The sequence below is a fragment of the Mesorhizobium sp. AR02 genome, from assembly GCF_024746835.1.
Lineage (GTDB): Bacteria > Pseudomonadota > Alphaproteobacteria > Rhizobiales > Rhizobiaceae > Mesorhizobium.
Genome location: NZ_CP080531.1, coordinates 6,010,622 through 6,033,496, shown reverse-complemented (window position 1 = coordinate 6,033,496; position 22,875 = coordinate 6,010,622). Strand labels below are relative to the sequence as shown.

19 protein-coding genes are annotated in these 22,875 nt (G+C 63.3%); 7 read left to right on the top strand and 12 right to left on the bottom strand.

Features of this window, described 5'->3' with window-relative positions; all coding sequences use genetic code 11:
* Positions 1-44: 44 nt before the first annotated feature.
* The 5 genes from DBIPINDM_RS33390 to DBIPINDM_RS33370 form a co-directional block, all read right to left on the bottom strand.
* The gene (locus DBIPINDM_RS33390; RefSeq protein WP_258583208.1) at positions 45-1,424 is read right to left on the bottom strand and encodes an aspartate aminotransferase family protein; all 1,380 of its coding nucleotides are present in this window, start codon (positions 1,422-1,424) and stop codon (positions 45-47) included.
* Positions 1,425-1,474: 50 nt separating this feature from the next.
* Complete coding sequence (locus DBIPINDM_RS33385) at positions 1,475-1,600, bottom strand: capsid protein (protein WP_258583207.1); 126 nt, start codon at positions 1,598-1,600, stop codon at positions 1,475-1,477.
* Positions 1,601-1,668: 68 nt separating this feature from the next.
* Positions 1,669-3,732, bottom strand: a complete 2,064-nt coding sequence (locus tag DBIPINDM_RS33380; protein ID WP_258583206.1) for a prolyl oligopeptidase family serine peptidase — start codon at positions 3,730-3,732, stop codon at positions 1,669-1,671.
* A gap of 84 nt (positions 3,733-3,816) precedes the next feature.
* Complete coding sequence (locus tag DBIPINDM_RS33375; protein WP_258583205.1) at positions 3,817-4,971, bottom strand: MFS transporter; 1,155 nt, start codon at positions 4,969-4,971, stop codon at positions 3,817-3,819.
* Positions 4,972-5,063: 92 nt separating this feature from the next.
* Positions 5,064-6,239, bottom strand: coding sequence for an MFS transporter (locus DBIPINDM_RS33370; protein ID WP_258583204.1), 1,176 nt, complete (start codon positions 6,237-6,239; stop codon positions 5,064-5,066).
* A 253-nt stretch (positions 6,240-6,492) separates the two neighbouring features.
* Here DBIPINDM_RS33370 and DBIPINDM_RS33365 point away from each other — a divergent pair, with 253 nt between their 5' ends.
* The 3 genes from DBIPINDM_RS33365 to DBIPINDM_RS33355 all read left to right on the top strand — a co-directional run bounded on the left by DBIPINDM_RS33365 (position 6,493) and on the right by DBIPINDM_RS33355 (position 12,080).
* A complete protein-coding gene (locus tag DBIPINDM_RS33365; RefSeq protein ID WP_258583203.1) occupies positions 6,493-8,070 on the top strand; it encodes a trimethylamine methyltransferase family protein in 1,578 nt (525 codons plus the stop codon).
* A 74-nt stretch (positions 8,071-8,144) separates the two neighbouring features.
* Positions 8,145-10,715: a GcvT family protein gene (locus DBIPINDM_RS33360; protein WP_258583202.1), complete on the top strand. Its 2,571-nt coding sequence runs from the start codon at positions 8,145-8,147 to the stop codon at positions 10,713-10,715.
* Between the two features lie 9 nt (positions 10,716-10,724).
* A complete protein-coding gene (locus DBIPINDM_RS33355) occupies positions 10,725-12,080 on the top strand; it encodes a M24 family metallopeptidase (protein ID WP_258583201.1) in 1,356 nt (451 codons plus the stop codon).
* On the opposite strand, the gene DBIPINDM_RS33350 is transcribed toward DBIPINDM_RS33355, so the two are convergent.
* Positions 12,045-12,872, bottom strand: coding sequence for a phosphate/phosphite/phosphonate ABC transporter substrate-binding protein (locus DBIPINDM_RS33350; RefSeq protein ID WP_258583200.1), 828 nt, complete (start codon positions 12,870-12,872; stop codon positions 12,045-12,047). The two genes, DBIPINDM_RS33355 and DBIPINDM_RS33350, sit on opposite strands and share 36 nt — an antisense overlap.
* Before the next feature lie 70 nt (positions 12,873-12,942).
* On the bottom strand, positions 12,943-13,953 hold the full coding sequence (locus DBIPINDM_RS33345) for a fatty acid desaturase (protein WP_258583199.1): 1,011 nt from the start codon (positions 13,951-13,953) through the stop codon (positions 12,943-12,945).
* A gap of 230 nt (positions 13,954-14,183) precedes the next feature.
* On the opposite strand from DBIPINDM_RS33345, the gene DBIPINDM_RS33340 reads away from it, so the two are divergent.
* Together DBIPINDM_RS33340 and bmt are read left to right on the top strand one after the other, a co-directional pair.
* Positions 14,184-15,041 carry a helix-turn-helix domain-containing protein gene (locus DBIPINDM_RS33340; RefSeq protein WP_258583198.1) on the top strand — a complete coding sequence of 286 codons (858 nt, stop codon included), beginning with the start codon at positions 14,184-14,186 and terminating at the stop codon, positions 15,039-15,041.
* A 152-nt stretch (positions 15,042-15,193) separates the two neighbouring features.
* Complete coding sequence (gene bmt / locus DBIPINDM_RS33335; RefSeq protein ID WP_258583196.1) at positions 15,194-16,216, top strand: betaine--homocysteine S-methyltransferase; 1,023 nt, start codon at positions 15,194-15,196, stop codon at positions 16,214-16,216.
* 15 nt (positions 16,217-16,231) lie between these two features.
* On the opposite strand, the gene DBIPINDM_RS33330 is transcribed toward bmt, so the two are convergent.
* The 3 genes from DBIPINDM_RS33330 to DBIPINDM_RS33320 form a co-directional block, all read right to left on the bottom strand.
* Positions 16,232-16,501: a hypothetical protein gene (locus DBIPINDM_RS33330; protein ID WP_258583195.1), complete on the bottom strand. Its 270-nt coding sequence runs from the start codon at positions 16,499-16,501 to the stop codon at positions 16,232-16,234.
* 210 nt (positions 16,502-16,711) lie between these two features.
* Positions 16,712-18,862, bottom strand: coding sequence for a vWA domain-containing protein (locus DBIPINDM_RS33325; protein WP_258583194.1), 2,151 nt, complete (start codon positions 18,860-18,862; stop codon positions 16,712-16,714).
* 2 nt (positions 18,863-18,864) lie between these two features.
* On the bottom strand, positions 18,865-19,425 hold the full coding sequence (locus DBIPINDM_RS33320) for an RNA polymerase sigma factor (protein ID WP_258583193.1): 561 nt from the start codon (positions 19,423-19,425) through the stop codon (positions 18,865-18,867).
* A gap of 212 nt (positions 19,426-19,637) precedes the next feature.
* Here DBIPINDM_RS33320 and DBIPINDM_RS33315 point away from each other — a divergent pair, with 212 nt between their 5' ends.
* The gene (locus tag DBIPINDM_RS33315) at positions 19,638-20,192 is read left to right on the top strand and encodes a chromate transporter (RefSeq protein ID WP_258583192.1); all 555 of its coding nucleotides are present in this window, start codon (positions 19,638-19,640) and stop codon (positions 20,190-20,192) included.
* Positions 20,192-20,743 (top strand): chromate transporter, encoded by a 552-nt coding sequence (locus DBIPINDM_RS33310; protein ID WP_258583191.1) that lies wholly within the window; start codon positions 20,192-20,194, stop codon positions 20,741-20,743. The genes DBIPINDM_RS33315 and DBIPINDM_RS33310 overlap by 1 nt, the downstream gene beginning before the upstream one ends.
* Position 20,744: 1 nt before the next feature.
* Here the strand turns inward: DBIPINDM_RS33310 and DBIPINDM_RS33305 are convergent, their stop codons facing one another.
* Entirely contained in the window at positions 20,745-21,923 is a 1,179-nt protein-coding gene (locus tag DBIPINDM_RS33305; protein WP_258583189.1) for an NAD(P)/FAD-dependent oxidoreductase, read from the bottom strand.
* 111 nt (positions 21,924-22,034) lie between these two features.
* Positions 22,035-22,772, bottom strand: a complete 738-nt coding sequence (locus DBIPINDM_RS33300; RefSeq protein ID WP_258583188.1) for a dienelactone hydrolase family protein — start codon at positions 22,770-22,772, stop codon at positions 22,035-22,037.
* Between the last annotated feature and the right edge of the window lie 103 nt (positions 22,773-22,875).

The following is a 22,875-nucleotide window of genomic DNA, read 5'->3' as shown; positions in this document are numbered from 1 at the left end:
CGAGGCCGGGCGTCCCTTGAAGAACGCCCGGTCGAGGTTCGCTCTTAGCGCTTGCGCAAATCTGCCTGTGCCAGATCCAGCGCCTTGCCGATCCGCTCGCAGGCCATGTCGATCGTGTCGCGGGTCCAGATCAGCGGTGGCGACAGGATCATCGTGTCGCCGGTGGCGCGCAGCATCATGCCGTTGGCGATGGCATGATCGCGCACCGTCACCGCGGCACTTCCCGACGGCAGGAACCGTTCCTTGGTCGCCTTGTCCTTGACGATCTCGATCGCGCCCATCAGACCGATCGAGCGCACCTCGCCGACCAGGTCATGCCCGGCAATGCGCTCCTGCAGGGCCTTGGCGAAATAAGGCCCGGTGTCGTTCCTGACGCGGTCGACCAGCCCTTCCTGCTCGATGATCTCCAGGTTCTTCAAGGCCACGGCGCAGGCCACGGGGTGCCCGGAATAGGTGTAGCCGTGGTTGAATTCGCCGCCCTTCTCGACCAGCGTCGAGGTGATGCGGTCGCCGACCAGCAGTGCCGACAGCGGCTGGTAGCCTGAGGTCAGCGCCTTGGCCGTGGTGATGGTGTCGGGTTCGATGCCAAATGTCTGGGCGGCGAACCACTCGCCTGTGCGGCCATAGCCGGTGATGACCTCGTCGAGCATCAGCAGCACATCGTATTTGCGGCAGATGCGCTGCACTTCCGGCCAGTAGCTGGCCGGCGGGATCTTGACGCCGCCCGCACCCATCACCGGCTCGCCGATGAAAGCCGCGACCTTGTCGGCGCCGGCTTCGAGGATGGCGTCCTCGACCGATTTGGCCGCGCGCAGGCCGAAATCATGATCGCTTTCGCCAGGCAGCGCCAGTTCATAGGCATAGGGCATCATCACATGGACGATGTTGGGCACGGCCCCATTCAGTTGCTTGTGCATGGCATCCATGCCACCGAGCGAAGTGCCGGCGATGGTCGAGCCGTGATAGGCCATCTTGCGCGAGATGATGCGGTTCTTCTCCGGCTTGCCCTCCAGCACCCAGTAGTGGCGGACAAGACGCAATGCGGTGTCATTGGCCTCCGAACCGGAGGAGCCATAAAACACCTGGTTGACGTTGCGTGGCGCGATTTCAGCCAGCTTCTTGGACAGCAGCACCGGCGTCGGCGTCGAGCATTTGAAGAAGGAATTGTAGTAAGGCAGTTCCTTCATCTGGGCATAGGCGGCCTCGGCCAGTTCGTCGCGGCCATAGCCGATGTTGACGCACCACAGGCCGGCCATGCCGTCGAGCAGTTCGGCCCCTTCGGAATCGTAGATGAACGGGCCATTGGCGTGGGTGATGATGCGGGAACCCGCCTCGCGCAATTCCTTGTGGTCGGTGAAGGGATGCAGATGATGCGCGGCGTCGATCTGCTGAAGCTGCTTCAGCGAATAATTCTGATAGGTCATGTCTGGATCTTTCCTCTGGATTCAGTCCGGCTGGCGCCGGGGCGAATTCGTCAGAGGATGGCAGGCGGCGAATAACCGATGCGGGCGCACAGCCGCAAAAGCTCCGCACGCAGCGTGCGCGGTGACGGTGTCACCGCGACCCCGAACGTGCAGACAAAGGTCATAGCAGGAGCCATGGAAGGCACCTTAGAGCAAAGGCTGGCCGAGGTGAACCACCCTTTGCTTGGCCCATGACGGAATACGTCTATGCCTTGGCGCTGAGTGCCCGCTGCAGGAAGACATATTTCATCGCCGTCTGCGCCGCCTGCGGCCGGCGGTCGCCACGCCCGCCATGCCCGCCTTCGGTCTCCTCGAAGAACAGCGTCCTGGCATGGCCTGCCTCCTGCAGGCGTGCCGCCATCTTGCGCGCATGGCCGGGATGGACGCGGTCATCGGCGGTCGAAGTCGTCAGAAGGATCGGCGGGTAGGCCGCATCGACCCGGACGTGCTGGTACGGCGAATAGGCGGACAGCCACTTTGCGTCTTCCGGCTTCGACGGATCGCCATATTCGGCCATCCATGAGGCGCCGGGCGGCAATTCGGTGTAACGCAGCATGTCGAGCAGCGGCACCTCGATGATGACGGCGCCGAACAGCTCCGGGTGCTGCGTCAGGGAAACGCCGGTCAGCAGGCCGCCATTCGAGCCGCCCTGGATACCGAGCGAGCTTGCTGTGGCGATGCCGCGCCTGACGACGTCCTCGGCCACCGCGGCGAAATCATCATAACCGTTCTGGCGATTGCCTTTCAGCGCCGCCTGATGCCAGGCCGGGCCGAACTCGCCACCGCCACGGATGCAGGCCTGGACATAGGCGTTGCCCTTCTCCAGCCACAGCCTGCCGCGCACGCCGGCATAGCCGGGCAGCAATGGTACCTCGAAGCCGCCATAACCATAGAGCAGCGTCGGCACCGGTCCCTTCTGGTCGCGCCGCCTGACGACGAAATAAGGGATCATCGTGCCGTCCTTCGAGCGCGCCTCGAACTGCTCCGAGATCAGTGGCGCGGCATCGAAACGCGCCGGCTGCGACTTCACGGTGGCGAGCGTCTCGCCATTGTCGTCAGACCAGATGATCGAGCTCGGCGTCAGGAAATCCGTGAAGGAGAAGGACACGCTTGAGCCGAAATGCTCGGCATGGCTGATGCCGACAGTGCCGTTTTCAGGCAGCGCGACCGGTTTCATCGACCAGGCGCCATCCCTACGCTCGCAGACGACGACCTTGCCGCGCACATTGTCCATCAGGCCGATGAACAGCCGGTCTTGCGTGCGGGCAATGCCGGCGATCGACACCCGATAGGCCGGCGCCAACAGGGTTTCGATGGCGCCAAAACTGCCGGTTTCGATCCAGTGCGCGAAATCGAGTGAATAGAGTCCGTCCGGCTGGCACACCGTGCCGTCCGGCGCCGTCCATGGCGTGCGCACGCCGAACACCAACTGGTCCTTGAAAAGCGATGTATCGGTGGCGTCGTCGGGCAGCGGAATGCGCCTGTTTTCACCAGACGGGAGATGCAGGAAGCTGTGCGACGCGAAGAAATTGATCGCACGCGCCAGAAACACGTGACGCTTCTCGCCGTCGAACTCGACGCCGGCTCCGGCGGCGAGATCCTCTTTCTGCGCCTCGAAGATCGGCTTCGCCTCCTCCAGCGTCGTGCCGCGCTTCCAGAGCTTGATCACACGTGGGTAGCCGGACTCGGTCTTGTCGGCTTCCTCGAAGGCCGCCGAGACGATGACCGTGTCCTTGTCCAGCCAGCCGAAACTCGACTTGGAGGCCGGGGCGCGAAACCCGCCCTCGATAAACGATCTGGTTTCGATGTCGAACTCGCGCATCTCGCTGGCGTCGCCGCCGTCCGGCGACATCGACAGCAGGCAGCGGCTGAAGTCCGGGTAGAGCCGGCTGGCGCCGCTGAACACCCATTTTACCCCCTCCTTCGCCGCAAGCTGGTCGAAGTCGATGATCGTTTCCCAGACCGGCTTCTCGGTCTTGTAGGAAGCGACGGTCGTGCGGCGCCACAGGCCGAGCGCATTGGTCTTGTCCTGCCAGAAATTATAGACATGGCCGGCGATTGCCGCGCCGACGGCGATGTTGTCCTCGGCCGTCATCAAATCGAGCGCCGTCTGGAACGACGCCTGATAGGACGGATCGCCCTGCAATTCGCCTGTCGTGATCTCGTTCTGGCCATGCACCCAGTCGAGCGACTGTTTGCTGGTCCTGTCCTCCAGCCAGAGGAAGGGATCCGCGGTGCTGGCTTCCGGCTTGGCGATGGGCTTGGTCATGGAATCTCCAATAGGCATGCTTCGGCACGCAACATCGACATGCCGCGTCCGATATTCAAGAGTTGCGGCATCTCGACAGAGGATTCAGGCCTTCCCGCGACCGGCGACGCTCGCCACCGCCAGCGCCAGGCACATCAGGCCAAGCGTGATCGGCAGGCCTCTTGCGCCCAGTATATCCATGGCGGTGCCGGCCAGCGGCGGCACGGCAATGCCACCGACGCCCCACATCAGCGAGAAGGCGGCATTGCCGGCGACCAGTGTCGAGCCGGTGAAGCGCTCGCCGAGTTCGATGATCGACATCGTGTAGATGCCGTAGGAAACCGCGCCCCAGACGAAAATCATCGGCCAGATCAGCGGCGTTTCGATGAGAAGCGGCAGCAGGACACATCCAAGTGCCGTCAAGGAAACACAGGCAAGCCGCACCAAGCGCGCGGTCAGCCTCTCCGCCAGCAGGCCGAGCGGCACCTGCATGGCGATGTTGCCGGCGATCATCATCGACAGCAGCGCCGACATGCGGATTTCCGCAATGCCGTGATGGGTGCCATAGACCGGCAGCAAAGCCAGCGCGCCTTGCTCGAAACCCGCGGCCACGATGACGGCGAACAAGAGCAGCCACGCCATCGGCACGAAGCCCAGGACGGAAACCTGATGACCGGCCTCGTCGACCTTCGGCAGGCGCGGCAGCACCGACGCCAGGCAGATGCCGCACAGCACGAAGGCGCAGATACCGACGAGGAAGGGCGGCCACCCCTGCGTGCCGACGGCAAGCAGGCAAAGCGGCCCGGTCGCAAATCCGGCCGAGATGATCGTCGAATAGACGCCCATGATGCGGCCGCGCCGGGCCGGCGGCGCCAGTGCGATCACCCAGATTTCGCTCAAGACATAGAGCGGATTGGTCACCACGCCGATCAGGAAGCGCAGCGGAAACCAGAGATAGACATTCTGCGTCCAGCCGATGAGCGCCAGCACGACAGCCGAGAGCGCGGCACAAGTCAGCGCCGTGCGCCCTGCCCCGAACCGCCGCGCCAGCCCCGGGATCAGTGGCGACGAGACGATGAAGCCGATCGGCGTCATGGCCGCCGACAGGCCGATCATTGCCGGCGAGACGCCCTGGCGCTGCAGGATGAAGCTCAACAGCGGATAGGACAGCCCCTGGGCGATGGCAAACACCGAGACGGTCGCGATCACACCGGTGATCGCTGCCCATTGCATCCCTTCGCCAGTTTCCGCTGCGGCCATGGTCCTACCGTTGGTGTGCGGCAGGATTAGCGGTTCGGCCAAACAGCGGTAAGCCCCGCCGGTGGAAAGCGCTTGCTCCAGCCAGATGCATGTCAGGAGGCTCGACGTTGCCAGGAGCGGTACAAAGCGAAGGCAACCAGAACCGCGTCGAGACCGGTGATCACCACGGGCAGCCCCAGCGGACCGATGCCTTGCATCAACAGGCCGGCACCCGGCGGGCCGACAATGCCGCCAACGCCCCACAGCAAGGCGAAGGCCGCATTGCCGGTGACAAGCAGCGTGCCCTTGAACCGACTGCCGAGTTCGACCAGCGCCATCGTATAGACGCCGTAGCCGACCGCGCCCATCACCAGCAGCACGCCCCAGATCAGCGGCGTCGTGATCAGCAGCGGCAGCAGCGCCGCGCAGATTGCCGTCGCCACCGCGCAGGCCACGATCATCGGGCGGCCGCCGAACCGCTCCGCGAGCAGGCCGAGCGGGATCTGCAGCAGGATGTTGCCGAGCGACAGCGCCATCACCAGCGCGGCGAGGATCGCTTCCGGTAGGCCATAGCCGGCACCGAAGACCGGGACCAGCGCATAGGTGCTTTGCTGGACGGCGGCCGACACCAGCACGGCCAGCAGCAGCGCCGGCGCCAGCCGGGCAAAGCCGATAAAGCTGCCGGCAGGCTGACCGTCATCCTCGAAGCCGGTGAGTTTTGACGAGACAAGGCGCAAAATGACCGCGCAAAGCATGAAGCCGCCGACACCGACGCTGAAGGGTGCCCAGCCCGATGTGCCGACCAGGGTCAAGGTGAAGGGCCCCGCCGCATAGCCGGCACCCATCAGCGTGTTGAACACCCCCATCACCCGGCCGCGCCGCGACGGCGGCGCCAGCGACAGTGCCCAGACCTCGCCAAGGATATAGAGCGGGTTGATGACGACGCCGATGATGAAGCGGATGAGGTACCAGGCCACCCAGTTCTGCAGATAGCCGATCGCCAGGAAGCACAGAGCTCCGATCAGCGAGCAGCCGACCGCCAGGTTGCGCGCACCGACCATCCGCACCGCCGCCGGCACGAACGATGCCGACAGGATGAGCCCGAGAGGCATCATCGCCGCCGACAGGCCGATCAGCCCGGGCGACATGCCTTGCTTCTGCATCAGAAGCGTGAACAGCGGCGAGCTCAGCCCTTGCGCGGCGCCGAACATGGCAAGTGCGGCAGTGACGCCAGCGAGCGCTGCCCACTGCGTTCCCGCTTCGCCTTCGCTAGAGCCGGTTGCCACCATTCCGTCATTCCATGTGAGGTGCCGGCAGACCTCCCGGCCGGCAAGGTCACTGCTACTGGTTCAATCCGGGGAAAGAAAGGGCCGGCAAGGGAAATCCGCTTGCGCCAACCGCACGGTGGTCAGGCGATGTCATGGCCACGCAGCTGCCGTTCCGGCATGTCGCTTCCCTCGCCCTAGTGGTCGCCACCTCCGCAATGGCCGGGGGGCCGCCGGTCCATTATGCCGCCCACTATCGCATCCTACGAGGACCATCATGACCGCCGCCCTACAACCCTTAGAATCGGCACAGGCACCCGACCGTGCCCGCCGTGGCGGCCGCGCCGGAAAGCGCGCCGGCGGTTCCGCCGCGTTCGAGCAGCCGGCTTTCCGCCAGCTGAGAAACCCGCTCACGCCCACCAAATTGGTTTCCGAAGACGAGCTGGAATCGATCCACCTCGCCTCCTTACGCGTGCTCAGGGAAATCGGTGTCGATGTCCTGCATGACGAGGCCCGCCGCATCATGAAGGCGCATGGCGCCGATGTCAGCGAAGGCAGTGAGCGTGTCCGCTTCGACAGCGACATGATCCTCGATCTGGTGTCGAACTGCCCGTCCGAATTCACCATCCATGCCCGCAATCCCGCGCACAATGTGCGCTTCGGCGGCGACAATCTGATCATCTCGATGATGGCGTCGGCGCCCAATTGCTCCGACATCGATCGTGGCCGCCGGCCTGGCAACCAGCAGGACTACCGCAATTTCCTGCGTCTTGCGCAGATGCACAACATCCTGAACTGCACCGGCGGCTATCCGGTCGAGCCGACCGATATCCATCCCTCGGTCCGCCACCTCGAATGCATCCGCGACCTCGCCACGCTGACCGACAAGGTGTTCCACATCTATTCGCTCGGCAAGGAGCGCAATGTCGACGGTATCGAGATCGCAAGGATCGCGCGCGGCATCAGCCACGAGCAACTGCTCGAGGAGCCGTCCGTCTTCACCATCATCAACACCAATTCGCCGCTCAAGCTCGACGTACCGATGATGGAAGGCATCATCCAGATGTCGAGCAAGGGCCAGGTCGTCGTCGTCACGCCCTTCACCCTGTCAGGCGCCATGGCGCCGGTCACCATCGCCGGCGCGCTGGTGCAGCAGAATGCCGAGGCGCTGTCCGGCATCGCCTTTGCCCAGATGGTGCGCAAGGGCGCGCCGGTCGGCTATGGCGGCTTCACCTCCAATGTCGACATGAAGTCCGGTTCACCGGCCTTCGGCACGCCTGAATATATGAAGGCGCAGCTCGTCGGCGGCCAGCTTGCCCGCCGCTACAACATCCCCTACCGCACCTCCAACACCTGCGCCGCCAACACGGTCGACGCACAGGCGGCCTATGAGAGCGTGTTCTCGCTATGGGGCGCCATCCAGGGCGGCGGCAATCTGATGATGCACGCCGCCGGCTGGCTCGAGGGTGGCCTGCGCTGCTCCTACGAAAAAACCATTCTGGACATCGACCTGTTGCAGATGGTGGCCGAATTCCTCACCCCGCTCGACCTGTCCGAAGAGGCGCTCGGTTTCGACGCCATCCAGTCGGTCGGCCCCGGTGGCCACTTCTTCGGCACCCAGCACACGCAGGACCGCTACAAGACCGCCTTCTACTCGCCGATCCTTTCCGACTGGCGCAACTTCGAGACCTGGGCGGAAGCCGGCTCGCCGACAGCGCTGGAAAAGGCCAACAAGGTCTGGAAGGAACGGCTGGCGTCCTACGAAGAACCTTACATGGACCCGGCGATCCGCGAGGAGCTCAACGACTTCGTCCAGAAGCGCACGGCCGAAGGCGGCGCGCCGACCGATTTTTGATCGTGCTTGACGTACGTCGTCACGACAGCGACCAAAACCTCTGATTCAATTTACGCAAAAACGGACCTATCTTCATGAAATCCCATGTAAAAGCGGTTGTCATCGGCGGCGGCGTCGTCGGCTGCTCGGTGCTCTACCATCTGGCCAAGGCCGGCTGGACCGACATCATGCTGATCGAGCGCTCGGAACTGACCTCCGGCTCGTCCTGGCACGCAGCTGGCGGCTTCCATACGCTGAACGGCGACCCCAACGTCGCCAAGCTGCAGGCCTACACCGTGCAGCTCTACAAGGAGATCGAGGAAATCTCCGGCCAGTCCTGCTCGCTGCATCTGACCGGCGGCGTGATGATGGCCGATACGCCGGAGCGCATGGACTTCCTGCGGCTTGCCCACGCCAAGGGCCGCTATCTCGGCATGGACACCGAACTGATTACACCGTCCGAAGCCAAGGCGATGTTCCCGCTGATGGACGAGAAGAACTTCGTCGGCGCCATGTGGGATCCGGTCGAGGGCCATCTCGATCCCTCGGGCACCACGATCGCGTACTCGAAGGCGGCCAAGAAACTCGGCGCCGAGATCGTGCTGCGCAACCGCGTCGTCGACCTGACGCAGCAGCCGGACGGCACCTGGAACGTCGTCACCGAACAGGGCACGGTCCACGCCGAGCATGTCGTCAATTGTGGCGGCCTGTGGGCGCGCGAGATCGGTCGCATGGTTGGCGTCGAGCTGCCGGTGCTGGCCATGGAGCACATGTACCTGCTTACCGAGCCGATGCCGGAGGTCGAGGAGTTCAACAAGTCGACCGGCCGCGAGATGATCGGCGTGCTCGACTTCAAGGGCGAAATCTACACCCGCCAGGAGCGCAACGGCATCCTGCTCGGCACCTATGAAAAGGCCTGCAAGCCGTGGTCGCCGGTCAACACGCCGTGGGATTTCGGCCATGAATTGCTGCCGCCAGATCTCGACCGTATCGCGCCGTCGCTGGAGATCGGCTTCAAGCATTTCCCCGGCATCGAGAAGGCCGGCATCAAGCAGATCATCAACGGCCCGTTCACCTTCGCGCTCGACGGCAATCCGCTGGTCGGCCCGGTGCAGGGCCTGACCAATTTCTGGTGCGCCTGCGCCGTCATGGCGGGCTTCAGTCAGGGCGGCGGCGTCGGCCTCGCTCTGTCGAACTGGATGGTGCATGGCGATCCGGGCTTCGACGTCTGGGGCATGGATGTCGCCCGCTTCGGCGAATGGGCCGGCCTGCGCTACACCAACGCCAAGGTGCGCGAAAACTATTCGCGCCGCTTCTCGATCCGCTTCCCCAATGAGGAACTGCCGGCCGCACGCCCGGCACAGACGACGCCGCTCTACGACACAATGCTCGCCAACAATGCGGTCATGGGCGACAGTTGGGGACTTGAGACGCCGCTGTGGTTCGCACCGAAGGGCAAGGAACCCAAGGATATCGTCTCCTTCCACCGCTCCAACGACTTTGGCCCGATCGGCGAGGAAGTGCGCGCCACGCGCGAGCGCGTCGGCGTCACCGAGATCGCCAACTTCGCCAAATACGAAGTGTCGGGACCCGGCGCGGAAGAATTCCTCAACCGGCTGATGACCAACCGCATGCCGAAGACCGGCCGCATCGTGCTCACCCCGATGATCAACGAATTCGGCAAGCTGATCGGCGACTTCACCATCGCCAAGGCCGGCGAAGACCGCTTCATGATCTGGGGCTCGTCGGCGGCGCAGAAATACCACATGCGCTGGTTTGAAAAGCACCTGCCGAAGGACGGTTCGGTGCGCATCCATCGCTTCGACCAGACGCTGGTCGGCCTCTCGATCGCCGGACCGAAATCACGCGACCTGCTGCAGAAGCTGGTCGATGTCGACATCTCGACAAAGGCCTTCCGCTTCATGGATTTCCGTGAGATGGCGGTCGGCGGCGCACCCTGCATGGTCAACCGCATCACCTATACCGGCGATCTCGGCTACGAGATATGGATGGCCCCCGCCTACCAGCGCCTGGTGTACAAGGCGATCAAGGATGCCGGCGAGGAATTCGGCCTGGTCGATTTCGGCATGCGCGCTTTGCTCTCCATGCGTCTCGAGAAGAACTTCCCGACCTGGTTCCGCGAGCTACGTCCGATCTACGGCCCTTTCGAAGGCTCGATGGATCGCTTCATCAAGCTCGAGAAGAACGACTTCATTGGACGCGAAGCCGCCGCCAAGGAACAGGCGGAAGGACCAAAACTGCGCCGTGTCTCCTTCATCGTCGACGCTGCCGACGCCGACGTGATGGGCGACGAGCCGATCTGGGCCAAGGTCAGCAAGGATTTCGGCACGGTGGAAAAGCCGCATGGCTACGGCGCGCCGCGTTTCGACGACAAGGGCAAGGAAGTGCGTGGCTCCAAGGCGGCGGAAGGCGCTTCCGCCGTGCGCGGCATTGTCGACGGCGACTGGCGCGTGGTCGGCTGGGTCACGTCGGGCGGCTACGCCCACTATGTCCAGAAGTCGATGGCGCAGGGCTATGTGCCGGCAGCCCTTGCCGAAGACGAAAGTGCGGGCCTGTTCGAGATCGAGATCCTCGGACACCGGCGGCCGGCCCGCATCAATGTCGAGGCGCCTTTCGACCCGAGCGGCGAGAAGATGCGGACCTGAGGCTCAGTCATGGACAGCGCGGCGCCAAAAGGCGGTTTCGGCCGCCACCGCAAGATCATGCCGTTCGAGCCAGGCTCGATCGAGGCCCTGCGCGAAGGCTCTCGCCAGAAGGCGGCTTCGCTCAACCAGCATGTGCTGGGCTATGGCGCGCAAGCTGAGGCGGAATGGGCGGCGGCAGGCATTGCCGCGCCAAACCTGCCGGCGATGCGAAAATACCGGCTGGAGCGCATCCGCGCCGAACTGAAGCGCCGCAACTATGCCGGCGCCCTGCTCTATGACCCTGTCAACATCCGCTACGCCACCGACAGCACCAACATGCAGCTGTGGGTTGCGCACAATCCGACGCGGCATTGTTTCGTCGCCACCGAAGGGCCGGTGGTGCTGTTCGACTATTTTTCCTGCGAGCATCTGTCCGACCATTCCGGCGTCGTCGACGAGGTGCGCCCGGCCGTCTCGTGGATGTATCTCTATGGCGGCGAGCTGACGGAGCAAAAGGTCCGCCGCTGGGCCGCCGGCATCGCCGATCTGGTGAGAGACCATGGCGGCGGCAACAGCCACATCGCGGTCGACCACCTCAATCCCGAAGGCGTCGAGGAACTGGCGCGGCTTGGTGTCTCCATCGGCAATGGTGAAGCGGTGATGGAGAATGCGCGGCTGATCAAATCATCAGACGAAATCCTTGCCATGCGCCGCGCCATCGTCGCCTGCGAGGCGGCGATGGGCGAGATGGAACAGGCGCTGATATCAGGCATTTCCGAGAACGAATTGTGGGCGGAACTGCATCGTGGCAACATTGCGCGCGGCGGCGAATGGATCGAGACACGGCTGCTGGCATCAGGCCCGCGCACCAATCCGTGGTTCCAGGAGTGCTCGTCGCGCAAGATCGAGGCTGGCGACCTCGTCGCCTTCGACACCGACTTGATCGGCCCCTACGGCTTCTGCGCCGACCTGTCGCGCACCTGGCTGTGCGGCGACGCAAAACCGTCGAACGAACAGCGCGACCTGTTCCGCATCGCCGCCGACCAGATCACACACAACACTGAATTGATGCAACCCGGCATCTCGTTTCGCGACCTTGTCGAACGCTCAGCGGTGCCACCTGGGGACTGTTTCCCGACCCGCTACGGCGTGCTCTATCACGGCGTTGGCCTGGCCGACGAATACCCGACACTGCCGCATGCCAGCGACTGGACACCAGACACGCCGGATGGCGTGCTCGAACCAGGCATGGTGCTGTGCGTGGAAAGCTATATTGGCAGGCTGGGTGGGCGCGAAGGCGTCAAGATCGAGGAGCAGATCCTGATCACCGAAACCGGCAATAAGCAGCTTTCAACCTACCCGTTGGATACGAGGCTGCTCGGCTAATCCGGCAAGAGCTTCGCGCATTGCTCGGACCGTCTCTTCCGGCGTTGTTCTGGCGGTGATGAATGGCAGGCCCTTGCGCCGTGCCGTCCAACCGACAATCGCCACTTTCCGCGCTGCCGGTTCGAAACGCTGCGCCAGCGCCCAGCTTTCGCAGTCGATCGCGGCGATATCCGCTTTGCCCTCGGCAACGGCAACGATCGAGGCGCGATGGCCGCCGCTTGCGCTGCGCGCCGAAAAGATATCGAGGCTTTCGCCAGCCGCCTGCAGATCACGCGTCAGCCCGATAATGCCCGACATCGAATCGAGGCCATTGAAGGTGAAGCGCTTGCCGCGGATCAGATCCAGTGGGAGGAAGGCCTTGCCATCCGCGGGCGATCGCGCCTCCGGCCCCTCGCCCGTCCGCATCACCAGCGCGCTCGAATAGAGCTCGCCTTGCCCGCCTTCATAGGCGTCGTAGCTCGGCTGGCCGACCACTTGCACATGGCGGGACAGGCCGAGTTCCATCGGCCCCCAGCAGGTCTGTGCGAACAACAGCGCCGGATGCAGCCAGAGCTTGTGATAATCGAGTTCGTCCGGCGGCAATGTCGCCGGGTCCGGCGCGATCAAGGTTCCTTGGGCATCGAATATGCCGCCCGGCACCGGCGGCAGGTCGCCATTGCGGCGCACGATGGTTTGCGGCGCATCGATGCCTTTTTGCCGGAAGGCGTCGCGCGGCAGCAGCCATTGCGCATCAACTTCACCGCGCGCTTCAGGCCAATCATACATCGGCAACGCCGCAACCAATTCGCTCATGCCGAATCTGACCATTCTTGGATTGAAGGAAACCGACCGCAGCCAGTCTAGCAGGCAGCCCGCCGCAAAACTATTCCTTGGGCGGCTCGGCGGGCACCGGCGCGGTGCCGAGCCCATTGATGTTGCGCGCCCGGATGCGTGGTTTGAACGCCCGGCCGTGCTCAGGCGCGCGCCGCAGCACCGGGTGCACGATCGGTTCTTTCGCCTTGAAGGCATAGGCTTTGATCAGCGCGAAATAGTTCGGATAGGCATAGCCATTGTTCATCCGCAGCCATTCGTCACGGCGGTCGCGAAACAGTTTCGGCAACTTGTACCAGGCCACCGTCGGCGTCTTGTGGTGGACGAAGTGCAGGTTGTTGTTGAGGAACAGGAACGACAGCGGCGAGCGCTCGATGATCACCGTGCGACCTTCCGGATGCTCGGACCACTGATGCTCGGCGAAGGTGCGGATCGCAATCAGCGACTGGCCGAGCCACACCGGAGCCAGGATGTAGAGCCACAGCGGAATGCCGAAGCCGAACTGCACGATCGGCGCCACAATGGCGAGACCGATCGCATGCAGCAGCCAAGCTTTGCGGATCGCCTTGTCGCCGGCCATCATCTGCTTGAAATCGTCGATGAAGAAGCCGATGCAGGACAGCCAGGGGCCGAGGAAGAAACGGCCGGCCATGGTGTTGTTGATCTTGAGCAGGAATTTCATCGTCGGCGGCAAATCGTCATGCTGCCACATCGCCTGGTAATAGCTTTCCGGATCGTCGAGCGGATCGGTCAGCCGCTCGTCGGCATGATGGCGCAAATGCAATGTCTTGAAGCGACGGAACGGCCAGACGAGGCCGATCGGCAGGAAGACGAAGGCTTCGTTGATCAACGCGCTGCGCGTCGGATGGCCATGCAGCACTTCGTGCATGATCGACGACTGCAGTGCCAGGATAAAGCCGAGGATGGCGAGCGCGAGGATGGGATAGGACGGCCAGAGCAGGAAACCGGTGGCAAGCCATGTTCCGTAACAGAAGAAAGCGAGAACCACGGTGGGCCATTCGATGGCCGGTGCGTTGCGTCGCTTGATGCTCTTGCCTGTCATGCTATCGACCACTGTCCTTCAGTCGCCGGAACCCCCAATGGCTCCTGACAGCATAGTGTCAGGAGAAGTGATTCCACTCAACGAGACAAAGTGTACAAAATGTTGCGATTGCGCATTTTTGACTGCACATGTTACACATTGTAAACAACCTTAGGGATTCATTTACGCCTGAGACAGCCCGCCGGGCCGCTCCGGCGCAAATTTTTCCTCAAGATTCGGAGGACCGGACGATGGACAAACGCGACCTGTCGGCAATCTTTCGGGAGCGTTTGAAGCTGCTCCTGACACGCTCCGACCTCAACCAGTCGGCATTCGCGTCAGCAGTCGGCATCGATCGATCGGCGCTGTCGCAGTTGATGTCGGGTGCCTCGACGCGTCTGCCGCGCGCCGAAACGCTGCTCAACATCGCGGCCGAATTCAAGGTGTCGCTGGACTGGCTGCTGGGCTTGAGCCAGGACGAAGGCGTCACCGGCGAAATCCGCGAAAGCCTGGAGATCGAGGAAGCGCCCGATGGTTTCGACCGCACGCTGCTCGCCAAATGGTTCGCCGAGGCCGCGGGCACCAAGATCCGCTACGTCCCGGCCGGCATTCCCGATCTGCTAAGAACCCGCGCGCTGGTCGACTACGAGGCCAACATCACCAACAGGAGCCGCCTGGCACAGGCCAGCGAGACCCAATACCGCATCGAATACAACCGGCGTCCGGAAACCGACATGGAAGTCTGCATGCCGCGCCACACGCTGGAGATTTTTGCGCGCGGCCTCGGCGTCTGGGACCGCTTTCCGGAAGCCGACCGTAGGCAGCAGCTCGCCCATATGGCGACGCTGCTCGACGATCTCTACCCGACCTTCCGCCTGTTTCTCTATGACGGCCGCATGCGCTATTCGATCCCGCTGACCATCTTCGGCCCCTACCGCGCCGCCATCTATGTCGGCGACATGTATGTGGTGCTGAACGCCACCCAGCCGATCCAGGCGCTGACCCAGCATTTCGACAATCTGATCCGCGCCGCCGACGTCAACCCGCACGAGGCCGCCGCCTACGCGCGCAATCTGGCCGGCATGTCGTTCTCATCAGGCTCTGTCTGATCGATAGCAATGGTGGTCATTCGACCGGCCTTGGGCATCGATATGGCCAAGGCCAGGTCAATCACATTGCCGAAAGGTCGCCGCAAATCATTGACTGGACATAAAGACTTCTTTATATCCTTATTCGAATTCGAAACACGAAAGCCAATCCGATGACGACGACCAATCCGATCGATGCGCTGCTGGCTGAAAAGGGCGTGCTGCTGGCCGATGGCGCCACCGGCACCAATTTGTTCGCGATGGGCCTGGAGGCCGGCGAGGCGCCGGAACTGCTGAACGAGACCGCGCCCGACACCATCACCAGCCTGCACCAGAATTTCGTCGACGCCGGCGCCGACATCATCCTGACTAACTCCTTCGGCGGCACCCGCCACCGGCTGAAACTCCACCATGCGCAGGACCGCGTGCATGCGCTGAACAAGCGCGCCGCCGAGATCGCCCGGGCCGTCGCCGACAAGGCCGGCCGCAAGGTGATCGTTGCCGGCTCCGTCGGCCCGACCGGTGAATTGCTCGTGCCGCTCGGCGCCATGACCTATGACGAGGCGGTCGACGCCTTTGCCGAACAGATCGAGGGTCTCAAGGAAGGCGGCGCCGAAGTCGCCTGGATCGAAACCATGTCGGCGCCCGACGAGATCCGCGCCGCCGCCGAAGCGGCGATCCGCGTCGGCCTGCCCTACACCTATACCGGCTCCTTCGACACCGCCGGCCGCACCATGATGGGCCTGCTGCCGAAAGACATCCACGGCGTCGTCGACGGGCTGTCCGAGCCACCGCTCGGTGTTGGCGCCAATTGCGGCGTCGGTGCCTCCGACATCCTGGCCTCGCTGCTCGACATGACCGAGGCGAAGCCGCAGGCGACGGTAATCGTCAAGGGCAATTGCGGCATTCCCGAATTCCGCGGCACCGAGATCCATTACTCCGGCACGCCGGAACTGATGGCCGACTATGTTCGTCTCGCTGTCGATGCCGGCGCGAAAATCGTCGGCGGCTGCTGCGGCACCTCGTTCCAGCACCTTGCCGTCATGCGCAAGGCGCTCGACGCCCACACCAAGGCGGATCGTCCGACGGTTGCGGCGATCGTCGCGCGCATCGGTCCGATGCGCAACAAGGTGGCGACGGAAAACACCGCCGAGACCAGTGAAGCCCGCCGCGAACGGCGCCGCAGCCGAGCCTGAAGCGACATCTTACGGTTATTCGCTGTTGTCGGCGTAGCTCGACTGCGCCGACTTGAAATCGACCACGTTGTCGCCTCGCATCGTCATCAGCGCGCCCGAGGCGCCTGGATCCGTTATCTGTTCCAGCATGGCGCGGAAGCGGTCGTTGGTCAGCGCCGACATGGCGGTGTGACGCGCCTGCGCGACATCGTCACTGATGCGCCTGGATTCGGCTGATGGGGCTGACGAAACCGGCGAAGTGTCCCGAGCCGGCGGCGGCGAGTTGGCGATAGTCCTGATCTGCAATTCCGGCTCCCTCAAGCCCTGTAAACATGACCGATGTAACAAGAGGAAATTGCGATCCGGTACCGGAAATGCCGCGAAATTTAACGATCTGAAAATTCCGAAAAAAAGGCCGGCAAGGGAATGATCCCTCGCCGGCCTGCCTCACCCGCCCGTAGGCCGGCTTCCCGTATCAGAACGATCCCATCTGAAAGAAACCGGCCGTCATCGCCACTACCGGTTACCGCCCAGCGCCGAGGCAAGGCGCACAAGCGAAAGGAACTCGGACCTGTACCCAAACGGGTCGGCTCCTCGGGCGGCAGTGGCAATCTCCATGATCTTGTCGTAACCGAACTTGGCGGTCGCATCCTCGTCGCGCAGCTTCTGGCCAAAGGCGGCAACAGCGACGGAGAAGCGCTGGTCGGTGCTGGCCTGGTCGAAGGACTGGACCTCATTGGCCGAGGTCACCGGCGTGGTGATCAGCTTCGAAACGTCCTCGTTCGGCAGCTTGTAGCGGATCTTGACGAAGGCATATTCGTCCGCATTGGCGACACCGCCATTGTTGACCGTGGCCTGGCCATAACGCAGCGGATCGATCTGCTCGCCACCACTGCCCTTCGGCGTGATCTCATAGATCGCGGTGACCGAATGGCCGGAGCCGATATCGCCGGCATCGACGCGGTCATTGTTGAAGTCCTCCCGGTTGAGCGCCCGGGTCTCGTAGCCGATCAGGCGGTATTCCGCGACCTTGTTCGGGTTGAACTCGACCTGAATCTTCACGTCCTTGGCGATCGGGAACAGCGTCGAGGAGGCATCTTCGACCAGCACCTTCTCCGCCTCGGCCAGCGTGTCGATATAGGCCGCGGTGCCGTTGCCGTTCTGGGCGATGGTCTGCATCATCTGGTCGTTCAGATTGTCGTGGCCGAAGCCGAACACCGACAGGAAGACACCGCTCTTGCGCTCCTGCTCGATCAGGCGCTTGAGATCATCGTCGTCGCTCTGGCCGACATTGAAGTCGCCGTCGGTGGCCAGCATCACCCGGTTGACGCCGTCCTTGACGAAGGACTGCTGGGCAAGCTTGTAGGCCTCCTTGATGCCTGCCTCGCCGGCGGTCGAACCGCCCGGCTGCAGATTGTCGATGGCATTGAGGATCTTGTCCTTCTCGGCAGCCTTGGTCGGCATCAGCACGGTGCCGGCCTCGCCGGCATAGGTGACGATGGAGATCGTGTCGTCGGCCTTCAGCTTGCTGACCAGCAGCCGGAATGCCGATTTGAGCAGCGGCAGCTTGTCGGGTTCGTCCATGGAGCCCGAGACATCGATCAGGAAGACCAGATTGGCCTTCGGCTGCTCGGTCGGCTTGATGTCGAAGCCCTTGATGGCGACGTGCATCAGCTTGGTGTGCTCGTTCCACGGCGTCGGCATGACGCTGACGGTCGAGTTGAACGGCGTCGACGCCGAGTCCGGTCCCTTCCAGTCATAGGGGAAGTAATTGATCATCTCCTCGACACGGACCGTGTCGGCCTGGGGCACGGCGCCTTCCTTCAGCGAACGGCGCACGAAGGAATAGGAGGCGGTGTCGACATCGATCGAGAAGGTCGAGACCGGGTCTTCGAGTGCCGCATGCACCGGATTGGTCTTGAAATCCTGGACGCGGTTGCGGTTTTCCTCCTGCGGCGCGATCTGATCCGCCGGTGCGGTGGGCTGCGGCGCTATCAGCTTGGACTCTGCAGCCGGCATGCGGGCAACCCGCGAGGGCGCGCTTGTCGTGCCATCCAGTGCGAACTCTCCCGTCGGCGCTGGTGCCGGCTTGTAAGCCTGCAAAGTGTCGGACTCCGGTTCGTTGATTGTTGCCGGAGCATCAGCCGGCACACCACGCCCTTGCGCATTTTGCTGCGCCACCCCGCCAAGGGCGGTCGATTCGGATTTTGGGGGCGAAGCCGGCGCCACAAGTGCGTCGCTGGCGTCGCGGCTTTCCACATCGGCGTCAGCCTTCTTGTCTTTCGCCAGTTCCGTCGGAGCTTGCTTCGGCTCGGCCGGCTTCAGGGTCGCCGGCTTGTCGGCAAGCGTCTCGGTGATCTTTTCGTCGCCACCGAATTTGGGCGGCTGTTCCCTCAGCAGATGGAAGGTGGCGTATCCAGCGATCGGCAGGGCGACGAGCCCGGCAATGGCCGGCGTGGCAATGAGTTTCTTTTGCATGATCTCGCTCCAGAGCTTTTGTGCTCGCTCTGTGAGACGAAGGCCGCCGACCGATCCTTGGGTGACGGCAGAAATATTTTCCTGATCATAGGCGCGCAAGGCGGCTTCGAAGGCGCGCGCCTTCGCGCTCTCGCCCGGCGCCGGTGCTGCGATGTCGCGCAGCTTCTTGAGTTCGTTGTCGTCGACCATGGTCACACTTCCCCGGCCGAGCGCATCAGCGTCTTCAGCCGTTTCTTCGCTTCATGGATGTGCCAGGAAACCGTCGTCTCCGAGATCGCCATCGCCTCGGCGGCGGCCGCGTGGCTCAAGCCCTCGCCATAGACCAGCAGCACGGCATCTCGCTGCTTGTCCGGCAGCTGCCGCACCGCGGCCCACAGCGCCTCGGCCGGATCCTCGCTCTCGGCCGGGGCCTCGCCCGAAATCAGCGCATGGACACCGTAAGCTTCGGTCTTCACCGTCTCGCGCTGGGTCTTGCGCATCATGTCACGCGCGGCGTTCATCGTCACGGAATAGAGCCATGTCGTGAAGGCGCCGCCGCCGCGATAGTCGCGGATCGCCTTGCCGAGCCGGACGCAGACTTCCTGGGCAATGTCCTCGGCGTCGGCCTTCTTGCCGCACCAGCGATAGGCGGCGCGATAGACGAAGTCGTAGTGGCGCTCCAGCAATGTGCCGAAGGCCCCCCTGTCTCCGCCCTTCGCCCGCCCGATCAGTTCGGCGTCGGAGGCTTCGCTCTCATCCAGCATCATCGCCATCATTTGCCTGTTGGACGCAGGCTAATGGCGAATCCTTGGGGTGATGCAAAGATTTTTTTCAGCCCAGCGCTTTGACGGTGGGATGGCCCACTGGGACGGCTTCACGATAGACGCAAAAAAGAGTGACCTGTGGTCATCCGTATGGCGCTGGCAAATCCATCTCGACTCGGTCTCTGGTTCCCTCACCAGCGGCTGCGGCCAGAACGTTGAACATGTCGACACCGGAACCACCATCCGCCCCTAGCTGCTCGCAGCTGTTCTGGATTTTCACACGCATCGCCTTGACGAGTTTCGGCGGTGGACTGAGCGGCTGGCTGCTGCGGGAATTTGTTCAAAACCGCAAGTGGATGACGCAGGAAGAATTTCTCAACGGCCTGTCGATTTCCCAGGCGCTGCCAGGCGTGAACGTCAAGAACATGGCCGTCTGGATCGGCTACAGGCTGCTTGGCTGGCGGGGCGCCGTCGTTGGTTTTGTCGGCATTATCGTTCCCCCTGCCATTGTCATAGTCCTGTTGGGAACGCTATTCGCCTCGTTGTCGCGGTATTCGCTGACGCATGTGGCGTTGACCGGAGCCGCGGCGGCCGCTGTTGGCCTGTTGCTGTCGATGGGCATCACGGCCGCGCGGGCGGTGCCTCGAAAGGCTGTTCCCATTGCGATCATGGCCGGCACATTCATTGCCGTCGCACTCCTGCACTGGCCGCTTTTCTGGGTCGTTCTCGCCGCCGGATTCGTCAGCGTCGCCTACACCTACGCCCGGGCAAGTTGATGAGCGAGACCCCACACACATCGTTGTTGGTGAGCTTGCTGGCGGTATTTGCTCCGCTCTCCCTCGTCACCATTGGCGGCGGACAGAGCGCCATCGCTGATATCAACCGGCAGGTCGTCGACGTCCATCAGTGGCTGAGCCAGGCGCAATTCGTCGACGCCTTCGCCATCTCGCGGATGGCCCCAGGGCCGGGATCCCTGCTGGTTACGTTGATTGGCTGGCAAGTCGCGGGGTTTTGGGGCGCCGTGGTTGCGACGATTGCAATCTTCGGTCCAACCACGTTTCTTATCTACGCGGTCGCCCATATGTGGTCCCGCAATGGCGGCGCGCGCTGGAAGCGAGCGCTGGAGGCAGGGCTCCGGCCAGTCGCCGCGGGGATGATCCTTGCCGCGACCTATGTGCTGCTACAGGCCATCGATGGCGGCTGGTTCGCGCGCGCCATCGCATTGGCATCAACGGCAACGCTTCTTCTGACCAGGGTGAATCCACTTCTCCTGATCGGCGCAGGCGTGGCCATTTTCGTCACACTTCACATGGCGGGCTTGGTCTAGTCTAGACGGCCTGCCCTGCCACCCAGCCCGACGACCACGCCCACTGGAAATTGTAACCGCCCAGCCAACCCGTTACATCGACCACTTCGCCAATGACGAACAGGCCCGGCACGGATTTCGCCTGCATCGTCTTCTGGTCCAGTCCGTTGGTGTCCACCCCGCCAAGCGTCACCTCGGCGGTGCGGTAACCCTCGGAACCCGCCGGCTTGATGCGCCAGTCGTTAACCGCGGCGTCGACCGTTTTGATGTGGGCGTCCGAAAGATCGGCGAGGTTGCCGTCGAACCCGGTGCGCTCTGCGATCGACTGTGCAAGCCGTTTCGGCAGGTGATTTGCCAGCACCCTCTGCACCGCCTGCCGCCCATTGGCACGCTTGGCCGTGCGGATGAGGTCCGCCACATCGACCCCGGGCAGCATGGCGATACGGATTTCGTCACCCTCGCGCCAATAGGATGAGATTTGCAGGATGGACGGCCCGCTGACGCCGCGATGCGTGAACAGCATGGCCTCTGAAAATCGCGTCTTGCCACAGCTGACTTCCGCGTCGACCGCGTTGCCGGCCAAGGGCGCGAGCCGCTCGAGCGTTTTGGCGTCGAAGGTCAGCGGCACCAGCGCCGGCCGCGTTTCGACAATGGCAAGGCCAAACCGTTCGGCAAGATCGTAACCGAAACTGGTCGCCCCCATCTTGGGGATCGACTTGCCGCCGCACGCCACCACCAAGGACTGGCAAGTGACCGTACCGGTGGAGAGAGTGAGCACGAACCCCTCCATGGTTTTTCTGATATCCCTGACCTCCGTGGACAGTGCGAGCTGGACGCCCCGGCCCTGCATTTCCGAGACCAGCATGTCGATGATCTGCCGCGCGGAGCCGTCGCAGAACAGCTGCCCCAGCGTCTTCTCGTGATAGGTAATGTTATGACGCTCGACCAACGCGATGAAGTCGCGTTGCGTATAGCGGCTGAGCGCCGAGATGCAGAAATGCGGATTGCCCGAGATAAAGTTCTTCGGACTGGCGTGGATGTTGGTGAAATTGCACCGGCCACCGCCGGAGATGCGGATCTTTTCGCCAGGCATCGCCGCGTGATCGAGGATCAGCACCGAACGGCCACGCTTGGCGGCCTCCATGGCGCACATCATTCCGGCGGCGCCAGCGCCGATGATCACGACATCATAGGATTGCATGAGGCTAGTCGATCCCGCTCGGCCCCCGCTCAATTCAGGGGCCGTCATTCAGGCTGCCTGATACCGCGAACGGTTCGGGCAGCCAACAGGCAAGAACAGCCGCGCGAAAACTCAGATCAGCGTTTCGGCGAACAGCGCCGTCAACCGCTTCCAATGGCGCTCGGCGCCAGCTTCGTTATAGACGCCATGGTCAGGCACGCACCAGCCATGTGCCATGCCGACATAATTCTCGATCGTGTGGTCGACCTCTGCATTCCGCAGCGCCTCTTCCAGCCGCGTCGACTGTTCCGGCGGGAAACTCCTGTCAACGCCCGCCATGCCGACATAGACCCGCGCCTTGATGGACGCCGCCTTGCGGTGTGGGCTGTCGGCGGCATCGCTGGCGAGATTGCCGCCATGGAAACTGGCGACGGCCTTGATCCTGTCAGGGTAGGCCGCGGCGGCGTTCAGTGCCCGGGCGCCGCCCATGCAATAGCCGACAGTGCCGATCGGCCCGGTGACCCCTTCGCCGGCGAACGCTTCGAGGAAGGCGGCGCTGTCGCTGATGGTCATCTCCTGCGTCGTGCCGGTAACCAGCGCCATCAATGCTGCCTTGGTCTTTTCCTCGGTGAAGGCGGTCTTGGCGTCGAAGGGACCGTAAGGCGCGTTACGATGGAAGAGATCAGGCACCAGCACCGCATAGCCCTCGCCCGCCAGCCGCTCGGCCATGCCATCGAGCGCCGGGCGCGGACCGAAGGCATCCTGATAGAGAATGATACCGGCCTTGGCCGGGGAGGTCTTGGCCGAGCGGAACAGGCCCGCCTTGGCCGTACCATCACGGGTCTTGATCTGAAGGTCCTGCTTCGTCATTGCCTGCTCCGTTTGTCAGATGCGCGATACATATCCGCGCGGCCTGCCACGGCAAGGCATTCCCTAGAGGTGGCCGTCAACATTTCGTGCAGGATCGCGTGAC

Excerpts from the sequence above, each read along its gene's own strand:
- DBIPINDM_RS33390 (WP_258583208.1), bottom strand. The coding sequence starts at position 1,424 with ATGACCTATCAGAATTATTCGCTGAAGCAGCTTCAGCAGATCGACGCC.
- DBIPINDM_RS33385 (WP_258583207.1), bottom strand. The coding sequence starts at position 1,600 with ATGGCTCCTGCTATGACCTTTGTCTGCACGTTCGGGGTCGCGGTGACA.
- DBIPINDM_RS33380 (WP_258583206.1), bottom strand. The coding sequence starts at position 3,732 with ATGACCAAGCCCATCGCCAAGCCGGAAGCCAGCACCGCGGATCCCTTC.
- DBIPINDM_RS33375 (WP_258583205.1), bottom strand. The coding sequence starts at position 4,971 with ATGGCCGCAGCGGAAACTGGCGAAGGGATGCAATGGGCAGCGATCACC.
- DBIPINDM_RS33370 (WP_258583204.1), bottom strand. The coding sequence starts at position 6,239 with ATGGTGGCAACCGGCTCTAGCGAAGGCGAAGCGGGAACGCAGTGGGCA.
- DBIPINDM_RS33365 (WP_258583203.1), top strand. The coding sequence starts at position 6,493 with ATGACCGCCGCCCTACAACCCTTAGAATCGGCACAGGCACCCGACCGT.
- DBIPINDM_RS33360 (WP_258583202.1), top strand. The coding sequence starts at position 8,145 with ATGAAATCCCATGTAAAAGCGGTTGTCATCGGCGGCGGCGTCGTCGGC.
- DBIPINDM_RS33355 (WP_258583201.1), top strand. The coding sequence starts at position 10,725 with ATGGACAGCGCGGCGCCAAAAGGCGGTTTCGGCCGCCACCGCAAGATC.
- DBIPINDM_RS33350 (WP_258583200.1), bottom strand. The coding sequence starts at position 12,872 with ATGAGCGAATTGGTTGCGGCGTTGCCGATGTATGATTGGCCTGAAGCG.
- DBIPINDM_RS33345 (WP_258583199.1), bottom strand. The coding sequence starts at position 13,953 with ATGACAGGCAAGAGCATCAAGCGACGCAACGCACCGGCCATCGAATGG.
- DBIPINDM_RS33340 (WP_258583198.1), top strand. The coding sequence starts at position 14,184 with ATGGACAAACGCGACCTGTCGGCAATCTTTCGGGAGCGTTTGAAGCTG.
- bmt (WP_258583196.1), top strand. The coding sequence starts at position 15,194 with ATGACGACGACCAATCCGATCGATGCGCTGCTGGCTGAAAAGGGCGTG.
- DBIPINDM_RS33325 (WP_258583194.1), bottom strand. The coding sequence starts at position 18,862 with ATGGTCGACGACAACGAACTCAAGAAGCTGCGCGACATCGCAGCACCG.
- DBIPINDM_RS33320 (WP_258583193.1), bottom strand. The coding sequence starts at position 19,425 with ATGGCGATGATGCTGGATGAGAGCGAAGCCTCCGACGCCGAACTGATC.
- DBIPINDM_RS33315 (WP_258583192.1), top strand. The coding sequence starts at position 19,638 with ATGTCGACACCGGAACCACCATCCGCCCCTAGCTGCTCGCAGCTGTTC.
- DBIPINDM_RS33310 (WP_258583191.1), top strand. The coding sequence starts at position 20,192 with ATGAGCGAGACCCCACACACATCGTTGTTGGTGAGCTTGCTGGCGGTA.
- DBIPINDM_RS33305 (WP_258583189.1), bottom strand. The coding sequence starts at position 21,923 with ATGCAATCCTATGATGTCGTGATCATCGGCGCTGGCGCCGCCGGAATG.
- DBIPINDM_RS33300 (WP_258583188.1), bottom strand. The coding sequence starts at position 22,772 with ATGACGAAGCAGGACCTTCAGATCAAGACCCGTGATGGTACGGCCAAG.